General features: G+C 37.0%; 13 protein-coding genes and 2 pseudogenes. 8 read left to right on the top strand and 7 right to left on the bottom strand.

What is annotated here, in order from left to right; translation table 11 throughout:
• Positions 1-44: 44 nt before the first annotated feature.
• The 4 genes and pseudogenes from KHA87_RS22625 to KHA87_RS12520 all read right to left on the bottom strand — a co-directional run bounded on the left by KHA87_RS22625 (position 45) and on the right by KHA87_RS12520 (position 3,493).
• A complete protein-coding gene (locus KHA87_RS22625) occupies positions 45-863 on the bottom strand; it encodes a methyl-accepting chemotaxis protein (protein ID WP_481748369.1) in 819 nt (272 codons plus the stop codon).
• Between the two features lie 123 nt (positions 864-986).
• A pseudogene (locus tag KHA87_RS22620) lies at positions 987-1,748 on the bottom strand (cache domain-containing protein); the annotation flags it as partial.
• Between the two features lie 231 nt (positions 1,749-1,979).
• On the bottom strand, positions 1,980-2,336 hold the full coding sequence (locus KHA87_RS12525) for a DUF2680 domain-containing protein (RefSeq protein WP_213094504.1): 357 nt from the start codon (positions 2,334-2,336) through the stop codon (positions 1,980-1,982).
• A gap of 257 nt (positions 2,337-2,593) precedes the next feature.
• The gene (locus KHA87_RS12520) at positions 2,594-3,493 is read right to left on the bottom strand and encodes a TetR/AcrR family transcriptional regulator (protein ID WP_213094503.1); all 900 of its coding nucleotides are present in this window, start codon (positions 3,491-3,493) and stop codon (positions 2,594-2,596) included.
• 305 nt (positions 3,494-3,798) lie between these two features.
• Between KHA87_RS12520 and KHA87_RS12515 the strand changes: the two genes are divergently transcribed.
• From KHA87_RS12515 to KHA87_RS12500, 4 genes are all read left to right on the top strand, one after another.
• On the top strand, positions 3,799-5,328 hold the full coding sequence (locus tag KHA87_RS12515; RefSeq protein WP_213094502.1) for a DHA2 family efflux MFS transporter permease subunit: 1,530 nt from the start codon (positions 3,799-3,801) through the stop codon (positions 5,326-5,328).
• 402 nt (positions 5,329-5,730) lie between these two features.
• On the top strand, positions 5,731-6,621 hold the full coding sequence (gene galU, locus KHA87_RS12510) for a UTP--glucose-1-phosphate uridylyltransferase GalU (RefSeq protein ID WP_213094501.1): 891 nt from the start codon (positions 5,731-5,733) through the stop codon (positions 6,619-6,621).
• A gap of 67 nt (positions 6,622-6,688) precedes the next feature.
• Complete coding sequence (locus KHA87_RS12505; protein WP_213095154.1) at positions 6,689-8,380, top strand: DUF6044 family protein; 1,692 nt, start codon at positions 6,689-6,691, stop codon at positions 8,378-8,380.
• 86 nt (positions 8,381-8,466) lie between these two features.
• Positions 8,467-8,778, top strand: a complete 312-nt coding sequence (locus KHA87_RS12500; protein WP_213094500.1) for an MGMT family protein — start codon at positions 8,467-8,469, stop codon at positions 8,776-8,778.
• Positions 8,779-8,808: 30 nt separating this feature from the next.
• Here KHA87_RS12500 and KHA87_RS12495 read toward each other — a convergent pair whose 3' ends face one another.
• Positions 8,809-9,129 carry an ArsR/SmtB family transcription factor gene (locus tag KHA87_RS12495; protein WP_213094499.1) on the bottom strand — a complete coding sequence of 107 codons (321 nt, stop codon included), beginning with the start codon at positions 9,127-9,129 and terminating at the stop codon, positions 8,809-8,811.
• Between the two features lie 354 nt (positions 9,130-9,483).
• Here KHA87_RS12495 and KHA87_RS12490 point away from each other — a divergent pair.
• A pseudogene (locus tag KHA87_RS12490) lies at positions 9,484-11,619 on the top strand (heavy metal translocating P-type ATPase); the annotation flags it as partial.
• A 269-nt stretch (positions 11,620-11,888) separates the two neighbouring features.
• Here the strand turns inward: KHA87_RS12490 and KHA87_RS12485 are convergent.
• Together KHA87_RS12485 and KHA87_RS12480 are read right to left on the bottom strand one after the other, a co-directional pair.
• Entirely contained in the window at positions 11,889-12,314 is a 426-nt protein-coding gene (locus KHA87_RS12485; RefSeq protein ID WP_213094497.1) for a GtrA family protein, read from the bottom strand.
• A complete protein-coding gene (locus tag KHA87_RS12480; RefSeq protein ID WP_481748368.1) occupies positions 12,311-13,327 on the bottom strand; it encodes a glycosyltransferase family 2 protein in 1,017 nt (338 codons plus the stop codon). Before KHA87_RS12480 ends, KHA87_RS12485 begins: the two co-directional genes overlap by 4 nt.
• Before the next feature lie 455 nt (positions 13,328-13,782).
• Between KHA87_RS12480 and KHA87_RS12475 the strand changes: the two genes are divergently transcribed.
• The 3 genes from KHA87_RS12475 to KHA87_RS12465 are packed head-to-tail and all read left to right on the top strand — an operon-like array spanning position 13,783 to position 15,679.
• The gene (locus KHA87_RS12475; protein WP_213094495.1) at positions 13,783-14,328 is read left to right on the top strand and encodes an RNA polymerase sigma factor; all 546 of its coding nucleotides are present in this window, start codon (positions 13,783-13,785) and stop codon (positions 14,326-14,328) included.
• Positions 14,321-14,827, top strand: a complete 507-nt coding sequence (locus KHA87_RS12470; protein WP_213094494.1) for an anti-sigma factor family protein — start codon at positions 14,321-14,323, stop codon at positions 14,825-14,827. The genes KHA87_RS12475 and KHA87_RS12470 overlap by 8 nt, the downstream gene beginning before the upstream one ends.
• Positions 14,828-14,839: 12 nt before the next feature.
• Entirely contained in the window at positions 14,840-15,679 is an 840-nt protein-coding gene (locus KHA87_RS12465; protein ID WP_213094493.1) for a hypothetical protein, read from the top strand.
• Positions 15,680-15,683: the final 4 nt, after the last annotated feature.

Below are 15,683 nucleotides of genomic sequence, written 5' to 3'. Positions count from 1 at the left end.
ATAATGACCACCCTATTGAACTGCGAAGGGTGGTCATTTTAGGTTTAAAATTTAAATCTTTGAACCATTTCATTTAGATTTGCAGCTTGCTTCTCTAACATTTTTGCTGTTTTTGCAACTTCCTCCATAGAGCTGCTGGACTGTTCTGTGGTTGCTGTTACCTCTTCAACACCGGCAGCAGTCTCTTCTGAAACAGAAGCAATGGTATCAATTGATTCATTTATTTCTCTAGTGTTATCTAATATATTAAACATGGATGCGGCCATACTTTCTACCTGTTTACTAGAGCTTTCAATCGTATCCTTTAATTTTTTAAAGGTTTCTCCGGTAACATTAATTTGTTTAGTACCGTCGGTTACTAATTGATAACTATCCTTTAAAGTGTCCACTACTTGGGTAGATTCATTTTGAATATCCGCAACGATGGAGGTGATGTTTGTAATAGATTGTGTAACTTGATCCGCCAATTTACGCACCTCATCCGCAACTACCGCAAACCCTTTTCCGTGTTCTCCGGCACGTGCCGCTTCAATTGCTGCATTTAACGATAATAGATTTGTTTGTTCTGATATCTCTTTAATCACGTTTACTAAATCAGTAATTTGAGAGGTCTTGTTATCTAAACCTTTTACCATTTCTAATGATTGCTTGATTCTTTCATCGATTACATGCATTTGCTTGACGGATTGATACATATCTTTTCCACCATCTTCGGTCATCGTTAGCATTTGCTTTGAATTTTCTTTGACGTTCTCTCCATCCATTGCTACTTGCATGATAGTTTGAGAGAAATCACTCATTTTTTCTAGAAGGGTGCTTGCCGAATTAGCTTGCTCTTCAGCCCCATTGGACAGCTCCTGCATGGTGGTGGCGATTTGCGTTGTACCAATTCCCACTTCATCCGCATACTGTGTTAATTCTTCACTTTGACTTGTCACATGATCGGAAACCTTCGTAATGTCCAGAATCATATTCCGGAGCTTTTCCTTCATAAAATTCATCGAGCTCATTAACTGACCAATTTCGTCTTTTCTTTTTACTTCTACAGTTTCAGTTGAAAGATTTCCACTCGCCAATTGTCCCATTTGCACTGAAAGTTTTTTAATTGGTGTAGCCAGATGCTTGGAAAATAGAAGCGTGATAATACTACCGACTATTAAAGCAATCGCCAATGTAATTAAAAGAATATATAATATTGCATCCGCTGACTTATTAAAGTCCATGGAATAGGTTCCTGCAGAAATGGCCCAGCCCCAATTAGGATCTACTTCACTATAGGTAGTCTTTTCCGCTTGTTTCGATTTATTATTTGGTAGCGGCCAATCATAGCTGACAAAACCTCCGCCAGCCTTGGCTTTTTTTAATAATTCATGGATAAAATATTTTCCGTTTTGGTCCTTAGAGTCCCAAACATTTTTCCCTTCTAAGGATGGATGGGCAAGCTCATTACCTTTCTCATCCAAAATAAAGAAGTACCCGTTTTTCCCTAAATCAATCTTATTTGAAATAGTCCGTGTTCCATCCGCATTTTTTGGACCTATAAGGGCGGTTTTCACTTCTTCTTGAGCTTCTTCTAGGGGAATATGACCTTTTGAAACTTCTTCATCTAATCCCTGAGCCATTTGAATGGCCATCTTCACGCCATTTTTTAAGTTTGTTTGTCCCAATTCATTAAGATGCTGTTTCGCTTGGAAAAAGCCGACAAGTCCAATAATTAGTGCAGGAATAGCCAGCAATAGCAGCGACATACTAACAATTTTCACCTTAATCGATTTCATCTGCAAGATCCTTTCTGGTTTGTAATTGTATAATGGAGTTAGATATAATATCTATTACTTCTCTTTTTATATCGGAAAAAAATGAAAAATTTAAAGTATACAAAATATGGTACTTGGAACCATATTTGACCAAAAAAAACCAATGAAACTTATTTGGATTGGGTCAGTTTCATTGGTTCTTATGTAATGAATGTAATTTTGTTAATCATCGTGGTCATGGTCGTGATGATGATGATGATGATGATGATGCATCTTATTCCAGTGTGGGACATATCCATGTTCTTTCATTTCCTGATAACGCTCATCTAATCCGCGAAGGATTTTATCGCCTTTTTCCTTTGGAAGAACACCGTATTCGACATATTTCATAATAAGCTGTTTTTTCTTGCTTAGAATATCGATCTGCAGTTTTGATAATTCTTCCTGCTGCTGCTTGGTTAGCTTCACAACCTTTTTTTGCTGATCAGGGCTGCTTTGCATAGGTTCTGCATGGACAGCGGGTCCAAAAAGTAATAACAACAGCGGCGCAATTAGAAATGCCTTCTTTATGATATACATTCTTTTTCATCTCCTTTCCTTAAAGACTATTTATATACTCTGCAATTTTTATAAAAAGATACATTTTATGTAAGTATCTTTTCTTAAACTTTGTTAATTATGTATACGAAAAATCTAGCTAATATCCTAATTTGGGTTCAAAACAAGGAAACTTTATAAGAAAAGATGCCCCGAATCTTAGTCTTAATCAGGATTTATAACAAATTACAAAAACCAACAATGTATCCGAAAACAGACTTATTAAAATATAATCTTTCTTATAGTTTTCTCTTATATTTTTGAACAAGCTCCTTTAACTTGCTAAGTTCCTTTTCTGTTGGTTCAAGCTTACAATTAATTAAAGAGTCGATAACGCTTTCCACGAGGAAGAATCGAGGCTGTTTCGATTGCAGCACTTCTTCTCGAATGAAATTAAGCAACTCCATCCATTGCATCTGTAAATGTTCTTGGGGAAGCTCTTTATGAATGATCTTCTTTAAATTAATCACGGTTTCCTCCAGACAATTTCGAAAATCCTTTTGGGCCTGATTAAAGGAAGGAAACCATTCTTCTATAAGCTCGGGTTCAAATAAATATTCCCCTTTAGAAGCTACATTTTCCACGATGCTAGAAAGACGATCTACACTATAAGTAATTACTTTATTAATGGAAAGTCCAGGCTGTTTTTGCTTAAAGAAGTAATGAAAATGGTGATGAAGGATTCCAGTAAACATAATAGTACAATCTAATAGATAAGGCTTCTTTTCCTCTCCATAAATATCCACTAGACGATGAAAAACCCAGTTAAGCTGGGAGAGCTGAAAATGGATAAAAAAATCCTTAAAATCCTTGTCATTTGATACCATAACTTCTTCAAATAGGGAAAATAGCTTATTTTGTTTATTTAATTTCATCTGCAGCTCTATTTGATGGATAAATATATTAATATCGGAACGGTCTTGTCCAATCAAAATTTTATTTCTTTCTATTTCAAGCCTTTCATGAACAGAATGAAAAATGGCCATGAGCAATTCATTTTTAGAAGGGAAATAATTATAAAATGTCCCCTTTGAAATACCGCTATAATGCAAAATATCTTGAATGGATGTCGATAAAAACCCTTTTTCAATAAAAAGCTGGTGGGCTACCTTCATCACATGCTGCTTTCGATCATTCATGAATATCACCTTTACTATAATTTAGACCGATAGTCCAATTCCATACTATCGCAAACATAATGTAAACTCAAACCTAATTATTATGATGATTTTTCAATCAAAAAATATTGGGGAATTGAGCTTATAAACGGAGGGGGAATGGCAAAAGAAGAGCCAATCAGCCATAGTTGCTAACCACTGTATTGGTGCCTCCAAACTCCTGAAATTTTTTGTTGCAAAAATTGTACCAGGGGTTTAATATATTCACTATGCTGTAACGAATGTATAAAAAAATGAACCAATGGTTCATTGAGAGGGGAGAAAAAATGGAGACATCCAATTTAGATACAAAAAAACCTCCATATGGGATTATCGTTATCCTTTTGATTGGAGCATTTATTTCAATATTAAATGAAACTCTTTTAAATATTGCCTTGCCGTCCATTAAGAGCAGCTTTGATGTAACAATGCCAACGGTACAATGGCTAGCAACAGGCTATATGCTTGTGAATGGGGTTATGATTCCGGCAACCGCCTTTTTAATCCAACGGTTTTCGGTTCGGCATTTATTTTTAGTTGCCATGAGTTTATTTACGATTGGTACGATTGTTGCTGGATTTTCACCAGAATATTGGGTTCTGTTAGTAGGGCGCTTAGTTCAAGCATCTGGTTCAGCTATCATGATGCCGTTATTAATGAATGTAATGTTAACATCCTTCCCAATTGAAAAACGGGGAGCAGCAATGGGGTTATTCGGATTAGTTATGGTGTTTGCCCCTGCAATTGGTCCAACATTATCCGGATGGATCGTAGAGCATTATTCTTGGAGAACACTTTTCCATATTGTTATGCCAATTGCCATTGTAGTAGTAATAATTGCTTTCTTCTTACTGAAAGATAAAAAAGAAAAAATGCAGATTAAGCTGGATACCTTGTCATTTATTTTGTCTTCGTTAGGATTTGGAGGCATTCTATACGGCTTCAGCTCGGCAGGTGATAAGGGATGGGATGCTCCGCAAGTATATCTCACCTTAATAGTCGGAGGTATTTCACTGATTCTCTTTATTTGGCGTCAATTAGTGATACCAGTTCCAATGCTAGAGTTTAGAGTGTATAAGTATCCAATGTTCCTATTATCATCCGCGATTTCTGTTGTATTAATGATGGCTATGTTTTCAGCCATGCTCTTATTACCGATGTATATTCAACAAATTAGAGGGATTTCGCCTCTTAAATCAGGCTTAATGATGTTGCCTGGAGCCCTTTTAATGGGATTCATGTCTCCTATCACAGGAAAGCTTTTCGATAAATTTGGAGGCAGAGTTTTAGCAATTATTGGATTATCCATTACCATTATTACAACTTATTTCTTTAGCACTTTAACATTATCCACTACGTATACAGAGTTGATTTTACTTTATACTGCTCGTATGTTCGGAATGTCGATGGTTATGATGCCGGTTATGACAAACGGATTAAATCAATTGCCGCAGCGCCTCAATCCGCATGGGACAGCAATGAACAACACGTTACAGCAAGTATCCGGTGCGATTGGATCGGCATTGTTAATTACGATCATGACAAACCGTTCTGAAACACATGCGAATGAATTGAAAGTATCCGCAATGAAAAAGATAACAGGTGCACTAAATCCGGCTCAGTTAGCAGAAATGAAGCAGCATATAGGGATGCAGGCTATGGTAGAAGGTATTAATGATTCCTTCAAAATATCTGTATGTATTGCACTAGTTGCCTTGATTCTTGCCTTCTTCATGAAGCGTGTCAAACCAGTTGGCGATCCACCTCAAGAAATAGAAAACAACCAAGCCTTTACCAAACAAGCGACGGAAAGTTAATGAGGCAAAAAAAAAGCAGACAATTGTCTGCTTTTTTTTTTTGAACTTTTTTCCCCTTGCAGTGGTCTGTTTTTTATATACAAAATAATTCCCTTTTCTTTTGATGAAGATGAAAAAAGTCTGGAAAAGATGGCCATAATGGCAAATGAGGACATTGTGTTAGACAGTTTTATATATATATTTTGTTGTTTTTCGATTGATCCAAAGGTATCTTCTCTTAAAATGGCTAGTCTCTAAAATGTAAGAGTTTACAAAAAGAGCTATTGTAAAAACGGACTAAAGGACAATAAATCATCATTATATATAATAAGGCTTTTTTCATATTGGAAAATTACTAACTTATTTTAGACAGGAAAGTTTCCGAAAAGAGCATTTATAAAGTCCGATTTGGGGGAGAAATGCGTGAAAAAACAAATTAAGAAAGCGATTATTCCTGCAGCAGGTCTTGGAACACGGTTTTTGCCTGCCACAAAGGCAATGCCAAAGGAAATGCTCCCGATTGTGGATAAACCGACGATACAGTATATTGTCGAGGAAGCATTCCAGTCAGGTATCGAGGATATTATTATTGTTACCGGAAAAGGAAAGCGGGCGATTGAGGATCATTTTGATCATGCGACAGAATTAGAATTAACCCTTCTAAAAAGAGGGAAGCTCGATTTATTAGAAGGCGTGCAAAGACCATCCAAATTGGCCAATATCCATTATATCAGACAAATGGAACCGAAAGGATTAGGACATGCGATTTGGTGTGCCAGAAAGTTTATCGGGGATGAGCCATTTGCTGTTTTACTAGGAGATGATGTCGTTCAAGCGGATGTTCCCTGCACGAAGCAATTAATGGAAATATATGAGCAGACAGGTTTCAGCGTAGTTGGGGTAAAGGAGGTTCCACAAAAGGAAACAAATCGGTATGGAATCATTGCTCCATCTAAGCAGCATGGGAAAGTATATGATGTTGATTATTTTGTGGAAAAACCATCCATAGAAGATGCGCCGTCCAATTTAGCCATTATGGGACGCTATATTTTAACTCCGGAAATTTTTGCGATTTTAGAAAAACAAAAAAGCGGGGTTCAAGGGGAAATTCAGCTGACAGATGCAATCATGGAATTAAGTCACAGCCAGAAGGTATATGCTTATGCGTTTGACGGGATGAGATATGATGTCGGTGAAAAGCTTGGTTTTATTTTAACCAATATAGAATTTGCCTTAAAACAGCCTGCTTTAAGGAAGCCTTTATTACAAAAAATAAAACAAATAATGGAAGCGGAAGAGGACATTATAGTATAGAACAGAAAGTAAGAAATTGTTGAGTCTATACTTACAGCTTCAAAGGATTGGTGTGTGGTTAACGAAAATGAATGTAGAAACTGCTTCATATTGGATGAAGGAAAAAAAGTTATTAATCATTGCAGCAATTATTCTTATAGTATTCCTCGCTCCTACATTTATTTTAGGTGAGAATAGCCATATAAGAGTTCATGATAATATGGATTCCAATATTGCCTGGTATAAAGTCTTGAAGGAAAGCGGCCAGCTTTTCGGACCGCTTAATGCGACCATTCCGCAAATTATCAATGGGCTGCCGCGAAATGCCTTTGGAACTGAATTTAGCGGTATACAATGGCTATATCAATGGTTTTCGCCGATTATCGCTTATGGTATTAGCCAGATGTTAATCAGGATTTTTGCCTTTGTAGGAATGTATCTTCTGTTAAAAAGGCATTTTGTCCAAGCCGCAGATGCCTATCCAATTCGCGTGTTAGTCGCATTAGCTTTTGCACTTACCCCGGTGTGGCCGTCAGGGATGCTTAGTACCCTTGGGCAGCCACTTGCCTTATGGGCTTTTTTAACGATTCGGGAACGAAAAGGAACTTGGAGAGAATGGCTAACTCTTACATTGTTGCCTTTCTACTCCAGTTTCGTATTAGGCTTTTTCTTTTTTTTGGTTGCGATAGGACTTCTATGGCTAAGGGACTTACTTGTAAAAAGGGATTGGAATTTTAAATTTTTAGGCAGTATCGTTTTTATGACTTTGCTATATTTAGCGATAGAATACCGGCTTGTTTACTCATTAGTGTTTCCAACCGAACCTACTAGCAGAGATGAGTTTGTTAGCTCCACGCTTGGATTTTGGCATTCGATTCGTTTGACCTTTAAAAATTACTTTCTTGGGCATACCCATGTGATGACGCTACATACATTAGTAATTGTCCCTCTATCGTTTATCGTCCTCTGGAAGCTATGGAAGGACAGAGAGTGGAAAACCGCGAGAAGATATATATACATATTTATTTTAAATTTCGTACTTTCCTTATGGTATGCGTTCTGGTTCTATAAAGGCTGGGAGCCATTAAAAGAAAGAATTAATTTATTGAATACTTTTAATTTTGCCCGCTTCCATTTTCTGCGTCCTCTTATTATTTATATGATGTTCGCGTCTGGGGCATATATTCTTTGGAAATATGGACGAAACTGGCGTGAGTTTGTAAAAGTATGTTTGATCGTACAAATTATCGTTTTATGTGCATGCAATCCGGAATTATATTATCGCGTAGCTGGTGCTCCATCCTTTAAACAATTTTATGCAGTTCATGAATTTAAGGAGATTAGCGATTATATTGGAAAGCCTAAATCATCCTATCGGGTCGCAAGCATTGGACTTCATCCGGCGATTGCACAATATAATGGGTTTTACACAATTGATACTTATAATAATTTCTATCCATTATCCTACAAGCATCAATTCCGGGAAATTATTGCTGGTGAGCTTGATAAAAGCAAAGCTTTGAAAAAGTATTTTGATACTTGGGGAGGACGCTGCTATATTTTTGTTGCTGAATTAGGTAAAAGATATGATTTTCGGAAGGATTCGAAGAAGAAAATTCATCATTTGGATTTAAATATAGAAGCATTCAAGAAGCTTGGCGGAAAATATATTTTATCCTCCGTTCCAATATTGAATGCGGAGGAGGATGGCTTACATTTTCTAAAATCCTTCGATGACAAAGATGCAGCTTGGAAAATATATTTGTATGAGGCGAAATAATCCGGCGGAAGTACACAGTGCTTCCGTTTTTACATTTAAAGTTTAAAATAGAATTAGATGATTTCTAAAAGCTGAAAGGACTCGATATGTCACCATTTACAGAAGCAGTAATCCGTATTATTCGTATCATTCCAGAGGGAAGAGTGATGACCTATGGTCAAATTGCTGCGCTTGCCGGCAGTCCAAGAGGGGCAAGACAGGTAGCAAGGATACTCCATTCCATGAGCAAAAAACATAAGCTTCCATGGCATCGGGTAATCAGTTCAAAAGGGGAAATTTCTTTAAAGGACGATGAGCAAAAAATGGCTCTGCAGATGGAGGGAATTGAAGTACATCATTGGTCTGTTAATCTTTCCAAGTACCAATTTCATCCGGGGAAAAGCGAGGAAAATGCCTAACTCTGTAAGGGTTAGGCATTTTCTTCTTTTTTACGTATGGTAAGAATGTTCAATAGCCTTTCTTAACAATTCTATGACATGCTCGTCATCATGAGAATAATAGATGGTCGTACCCTCTCTTCTGAATTTAACAAGTCTAACATTTTTTAAAAAACGCAGTTGATGGGAAACGGTTGATTGAAGCAAGGATAGGGATTCGGCAATATCGTTAACCGAATGCTCACCAGAAAATAAAAGGTTCAAAATTCTTAAGCGGGTTGGATCAGATAACGCTTTAAAGGTTTGAGAAACCATAAATAATGTTTCCTCGTCTAGATCATAGCTTTGGATAGGATCATGTTCCTCATTCATCAGTTTCACCTCATTACCTTACTTATCTTTTAGGAATATATAAAATTTCACTCTTCCGTACGCTAGAGCAGGGGCATTTACGTATTTGTTATTACTTTTAGTATAAAAAAATCCACTGTATAAAACAATGAAAATTCGGATTTGGCGATGTTACTATCGATTATTTAAAATTGTCTATTATTTTGTTGACATTATCGGAATGTGATACATATAATAAAAGCAAATATTAAATATGATTAATTGTTCATATATGCATTTACCTATCATAAATCGACTGCAAATAATGAATACTATATATAAAAAAACAGTTTTACGCCGCTGTCGCATCGTGAAAAAGGAGAGTGGGGAACGATGGAAGCAATTCAAAGGAAATTTATAAAAAAAGAATTTACCCTTGAGGGACTGGATTGCGCAAATTGTGCGTTGAAAATTGAAAAGGGCGTGAAGGATATTTCTGGGGTTCATTCCAGCACGGTAAATTTTGCGACGAAGACCCTTTCCTTAGAAGTGGAAGAGCAGCAAATCGACAAGATCATTGTAGATACAAAGGAAAGAGTAAAAAAGCTGGAGCCGCATATTCTTGCGAAGGAAAAAGTGGAGCGAGATCATCATGACCATGATCACGGCAGTTTAGATAAAAAAATTTTAGTTCGATTAGTCGTCGGTGCAATATTAACCTCAATTGGAATGTTCGCGCCCATTTCAGGACTCATCGAATTAGCAATATTTATCATCGCTTATTTAATAGTTGGTGGAGACATTGTATGGCGGGCTGTGAGAAATATTTTTAGAGGACAGGTTTTTGATGAGCATTTTTTGATGGCTTTAGCAACAATCGGTGCCTTTGCAGTGAAGCAATATCCTGAGGGTGTTGCCGTCATGCTCTTTTACCAGGTAGGGGAGCTTTTTCAAGGGATAGCTGTGAATCGTTCTAGAAAATCTATCAGTGCGTTAATGAATATTCGCCCGGATTATGCAAACGTGCTAATTGGAGATGCAATGACAAAAAAAGCGCCAGAGGATGTTCGAATTGGCGATATCATTATCATAAAACCTGGTGAAAAGGTGCCTTTAGACGGTATTGTCGTAGAGGGAAACTCGATGGTCGATACCTCTGCATTAACTGGTGAATCTGTTCCCCGTACATTGAAAGAAGGCAGCGAAATCCTTAGCGGTTTTGTGAATCAAAACGGACTATTAAAGGTACGCGTTACAAAGGAATATGGTGAATCTACTGTCGCGAAAATATTGGATCTCGTTGAAAATGCGAGTAACCGTAAAGCGCCAACAGAGAATTTTATTACTAAATTCGCGCGTTACTATACACCTGTAGTTGTCATTGTTGCACTTTTATTGGCTTTCATACCTCCCATTTTTATAAGCGGAGCCGCATTTTCTGATTGGATTTATCGAGCACTAGTCTTTCTTGTTATTTCTTGTCCATGTGCATTAGTCGTTTCCATTCCGCTCGGATTTTTTGGAGGAATTGGTGCCGCATCTAAGGCAGGGATATTAGTGAAAGGAAGCAATTATTTAGAAGCGCTAAACGGCGTGAAATATGTTGTCTTTGATAAGACAGGAACGTTAACAAAAGGTGTTTTTCAAGTAACGAAAATCCATGTGGCCAAAAATATTTCTCAAGATGACTTATTAAAATATGCAGCATATGCAGAGTGCCATTCTAATCATCCAATCGCGCAATCGATTCGGACAATGTATAAGGGCGAAATCCATGAGCAAGCCATAACCAATTATGAGGAAATTTCTGGATTTGGTGTAGAAGTGACAGCAGAGAGGAAGAAAATACTTGCAGGAAATGCGAAGCTAATGAAACAACGACAAATTACCTTTGAAGAACCTACAGATATCGGTACTATCGTCCATATTGCTGTCGATAACCAATATGCGGGATATATCGTTATTTCGGATGAAGAGAAAGAAGATGCCAAAAAGACCATTCAGGACTTAAAGCAATTAGGCATCAAAAAGACAATCATGCTTACGGGTGATGTACAAAAGGTGGGCAATGCAATTGGTGGGAAGCTTGGAATAGATGAAGTTCATGCTGAATTATTGCCACAAAACAAATTAGAACAAATAGAAAAGCTGGATCAAGAAAAGCATCCGAAGGAAAAAATAGTCTTTGTCGGTGACGGGATTAATGATACACCTGTCTTGGCCAGAGCAGATGTAGGAATGGCCATGGGTGGACTTGGATCAGATGCAGCGATTGAGGCAGCAGATATTGTCATTATGACAGATGAGCCATCTAAAATTATAACGGCAATTAAATTAGCGAAGCGTACAAGAAGAATTGTATGGCAAAACATTCTGTTTGCACTGGGCATCAAGGCTGTTTTTCTGATACTCGGTGCCTCTGGAATTGCAACAATGTGGGAGGCGGTTTTCTCCGATGTGGGAGTTACACTGCTCGCGGTTTTAAATGCCATGCGTGTATTGCGAATGGAAAGTATAGTTGCTATACAATAATTTTATCCAAAAGGCAGCCCGTTTTATATAACGGGTCTGCCTTTTTTAAGTTGCCAATAATGATAAAATCGTACGTTAGAGCAGTAACAATTACGGATTTTTTATAGGTAATTAGTCACAATTCGCGAGAATAATGGTCATTTTCGCGAGAATAAGCAGAAATTTCGCGAGAATAATGGTCATTTTCAGGAGAAAATGCAGTAATTTCGCGAGAATAATATCTATTCGTATAGAAAAGCTGGAATACCTGCAGATTAAGGTGCTTTTTTCTATGAATTCCATTCCTTCACTACCGGTTCACTTTTAAATACAAAATATTTTTGCCCGATATAATTGGATACAGTATATATCCCAGTACCAAATAAAACAGCTGCATCCTTTGCGTAAACAATTGGAATAAAAGAAAGCTGTGCAAGAATAAATATGGCTAGCTTCTCTCCAATATAATAGGAAATAAAATAGCAACTTAGAATAACCACGATGAAGCGAAATATGCTGCTTCCGAATGATCTCTCGCTTTTAAATGTAAAAGATTTGTTCAAAAAATAACTGGCAATACAACCGATTGTGTTCCCGATAAAGGTGGAGAGCCAGTAGGTAAGATGAAAGAGATGCAGAAGCAGAAACATAGAGGTTAGTCCAATAATTGTGTTAATAATTCCTACCAGCAAAAAGCGAATAAAGGAATGGTTCATCCTTTTTTGCCTCGAATCATATTGAATCTTTTGCTGACATCATTTTGCGCCATTTCATTTGTATATAAATCCGACTCAATGGCATATCGCGGTCTTTGTTTTGTTTCTTCGTAAATTTTTCCTATGTATTCTCCAATAAGACCAACGCTCATTAGTAAAAGTCCGCCAAGAAACCAAATCGATACGATAATCGATGTCCAGCCTGTATTCGCATGTCCTATCAATTTGATAATAAGTGCATAAATTCCAACAAAGCTGCTTATTAAAAAGGATAAAAAGCCTATTAAAGTAATGAAGCGAATTGGCGCAACACTAAAGGAAGTGATCCCGTCAAAGGCAAAGGAAAGCATTTTTTTTAAAGGATATTTAGATTCGCCCGCAAATCTTTCTTTTCGATTATAATAAACCTCTGTTGATTTGAAGCCTATTAATGAAACCACACCGCGCAGAAACAGATTTTGTTCCTTGTAGCGGCTTAATTCCTCAAGTGCTCGTTTACTCATTAATCGGTAATCCGCATGATTATAGACAACCTTTACCCCCATTTTCTGCATGAACCGGTAAAAGCCTTGAGCGGTTGCTCTTTTAAAAAGTGTATCGCTATCTCTATTTTTACGGACACCATACACAATTTCATATCCCTCATGATATTTTGAAACGAAATCCTTAATGATAGAAATATCATCCTGTAAATCTGCATCAATCGAAATAACACAATCGGAATTCTTACCGGCAATTTCGAGGCCAGCTAGCAGCGCTTTTTGATGACCGACATTATGGGCTAGCTTTAATCCAGTAACATAAGGATGAACCCCATTAAGCTCCTCAATGATTGGCCATGTCCGGTCACGGCTCCCATCATCTACATACAATATTTTGCTTTTCTCCGCAACTAGCTTTTCTTTTATTAATAATGTAATCATTTCCGATAATTGCTTCGTTGTTTCCTGAAGTACTTCTTCTTCGTTGTAGCAAGGCACAACAATAGTAAGTACTGGACTGTTCATTTTTATTTCTCCTTTTAAAATGGTAATATAAGTATGTTTTAAAACGTCATTCTATTAATAGACACTGCGGTAATAAAAAAAGTTCGCAGGGCCAAAAATTATTACTATTATCATAAAAGGCAGTTTTCGTATAAATTATTACAATTCGAAATTGTTCTAGGTCCTAAAATAGACTTGGTTTCGGAGCATTATTGGTTTTTAACCAAAGTAAAGACTGATAAAAAGTTTTCGCTACATATGAAAGAACATACATAAAACAAAGTTTGCCACTTATACTATTTTCTGTTAGGTTATATGAAATTATTCTTCTGAAAAGAAACTAAACTTTTTTATAAGTTGCATGAACTTTTTATATTGATTAGTTGTCTTTTTACATAACAATCCATGAATAATAAGCAGGAAACGAATGGATGTATCGGCCTAGCTGATTGGCTTTCGCTTTTTGTCAAGGAGTTGAAGCTGTGGACCAAGAATTAACGTTGTTAATAAAAAAGGCAAGGGGCGGAGATGAAGAGGCATTTTCAGCGCTTGTTTCAAAATATAAAGGCCAAGTATTCCGACATGCCTATGCGATGGTAAATAATCGCGAGGAGGCGGAGGATGTTGCCCAGGAAGCTTTTGTGAAGGCATATTATTCACTAAGCAAATTAGATAATGATTTTGCCTTTGTATCTTGGTTGACAAGGATTGTATCCAATTTGTGCTATGATAGGCTCAAGAAAAGTAAAAATAAGAAACAAGTACAAATGGAAAATTTGGAGCAAAATTCACTCCGCCTTTCTTCTTCTCCGATTGAAAGCACCAACACTATGCTTGTCATCCAAGAAGCAATGGAGAAACTATCCTTTGAGCATCGTACGGCGCTCGTTCTTCGTGATGTACAGGGCTATTCTTATGAGGAGATTAGCGGGATCTTGAAAATTCCGCTTGGTACGGTTAAATCCCGAATTAACACTGCAAGAGGCATGCTAAAGAAAGAACTTTCCAGAGGTGATGAAGATGAATGAACATGTTGATGAACTCCTCTCCGCTTATATAGACGATGAATTGAGCGAATCGGAATTTCAAATAGTGAAGAATCACCTTGCTGTTTGTGATAGATGTGAGGATGAGCTTCAAGCGCTTCGCAATATGAAAGACGGGCTAGCTTTATATTATAGTTCCATCGAAATCCCTGATTTTCAATTTGAAAATGCAGTTTTGGCGAAAATTAACAATTTGAATCTGAAAAGCTCCCTTTATTATAAATGGGTTGTAGGATTGCCGACATTATTTTTGACGATTATGATTGCGATATGCTTGTTTGCTTTTGGTGATATTGTATTTGTGGGGGTAACGGTGATATCAGAAATTGTTAAAATTGCAGTCAGCTTATCCCATGCGTTTGTTTCCATTTTATCCTCGATTCCATTTTTATTAGAGGTATTTGCGATAACAACGATCATTATTGTTGGATTATCTGTATGGTCTGTACGCTATTTGCTGCGGACAAAAACAGTAGAATAAGGGGATGTAAGGATGAAAGGATTTAAGCTTCTTTTCAGTAGTTTAGTAATACTCATTATTTCCTCTCTTCTGCTGAATCCAGCGTTAGCAGCGGAAAAAAATGTTTTGAATCAAAAGGAAACAGTTATTCCGAAAAATGAAAAGGTTGAAAATGTCATTGTACTCGGTAATAATGCAACTATAAATGGCGAGGTAAAAGTGGCTGTCGTTGTAATAAATGGGAATTTGCAAATAAATAAAACAGCAAATATTAAAGGTCCGGTGCTCGTGATTGGCGGACAAATCAATCAGGAAATCGGTGCAAAGGTTACCGAACCAATTATTTCATTAAATTTCAATGATCAAACAAAAGATAGCTTTATTCTCGGGGGCTTAATTTTTCTGGCGTCATGGATTATTCGTCTGGCGATAAGCATACTCCTTGTATTGATTACAGTAATTGTAGGTATTGCAACCAAGCATAGGCTGAATGCCTTACCTGAAGGAATAGCACTGAAGCCTGGAAAATTGATTATTACTGGCTTCATATCTAGCTTGGCACTACTTGTAGTAAGTGTTTTACTAACGATTCTAATTATTGGAATTCCAGTCGTTATTTTGATTCTTATAGGGGTTCTAATATCCTTTGTAATAGGTCTCGTTTTTGTAAGTGGTCAATTAGGAAACCAATTTCGCATGTTTGAGGGCAAACCAAAATGGGTAGCACTCCTAGCTGGTTCAGCATTAATAGTTGCGGCAGCAAACTTTCCGCTATTTGGCGGTATTCTCCTACTAGTTTTATCATGGTTTTCCATCGGTTTATCCGTTTCATGGTTGCATTATAAGTTTACTAACAGAACAAAAAAGATATAATTGA

The sequence above is a fragment of the Bacillus sp. FJAT-49736 genome, assembly GCF_018343615.1.
Lineage (GTDB): Bacteria > Bacillota > Bacilli > Bacillales > Bacillaceae_C > Margalitia.
This window is presented reverse-complemented; position numbering and strand designations above follow the sequence as displayed.

Bases quoted from the DNA above. Each gene is read 5' to 3' on its own strand.
- KHA87_RS22625 (WP_481748369.1), bottom strand. From the start codon at position 863: ATGCAGGAGCTGTCCAATGGGGCTGAAGAGCAAGCTAATTCGGCAAGC.
- KHA87_RS12525 (WP_213094504.1), bottom strand. From the start codon at position 2,336: ATGTATATCATAAAGAAGGCATTTCTAATTGCGCCGCTGTTGTTATTA.
- KHA87_RS12520 (WP_213094503.1), bottom strand. From the start codon at position 3,493: ATGAATGATCGAAAGCAGCATGTGATGAAGGTAGCCCACCAGCTTTTT.
- KHA87_RS12515 (WP_213094502.1), top strand. From the start codon at position 3,799: ATGGAGACATCCAATTTAGATACAAAAAAACCTCCATATGGGATTATC.
- KHA87_RS12505 (WP_213095154.1), top strand. From the start codon at position 6,689: ATGAATGTAGAAACTGCTTCATATTGGATGAAGGAAAAAAAGTTATTA.
- KHA87_RS12500 (WP_213094500.1), top strand. From the start codon at position 8,467: ATGTCACCATTTACAGAAGCAGTAATCCGTATTATTCGTATCATTCCA.
- KHA87_RS12495 (WP_213094499.1), bottom strand. From the start codon at position 9,129: ATGAATGAGGAACATGATCCTATCCAAAGCTATGATCTAGACGAGGAA.
- KHA87_RS12485 (WP_213094497.1), bottom strand. From the start codon at position 12,314: ATGAACCATTCCTTTATTCGCTTTTTGCTGGTAGGAATTATTAACACA.
- KHA87_RS12470 (WP_213094494.1), top strand. From the start codon at position 14,321: ATGAATGAACATGTTGATGAACTCCTCTCCGCTTATATAGACGATGAA.
- KHA87_RS12465 (WP_213094493.1), top strand. From the start codon at position 14,840: ATGAAAGGATTTAAGCTTCTTTTCAGTAGTTTAGTAATACTCATTATT.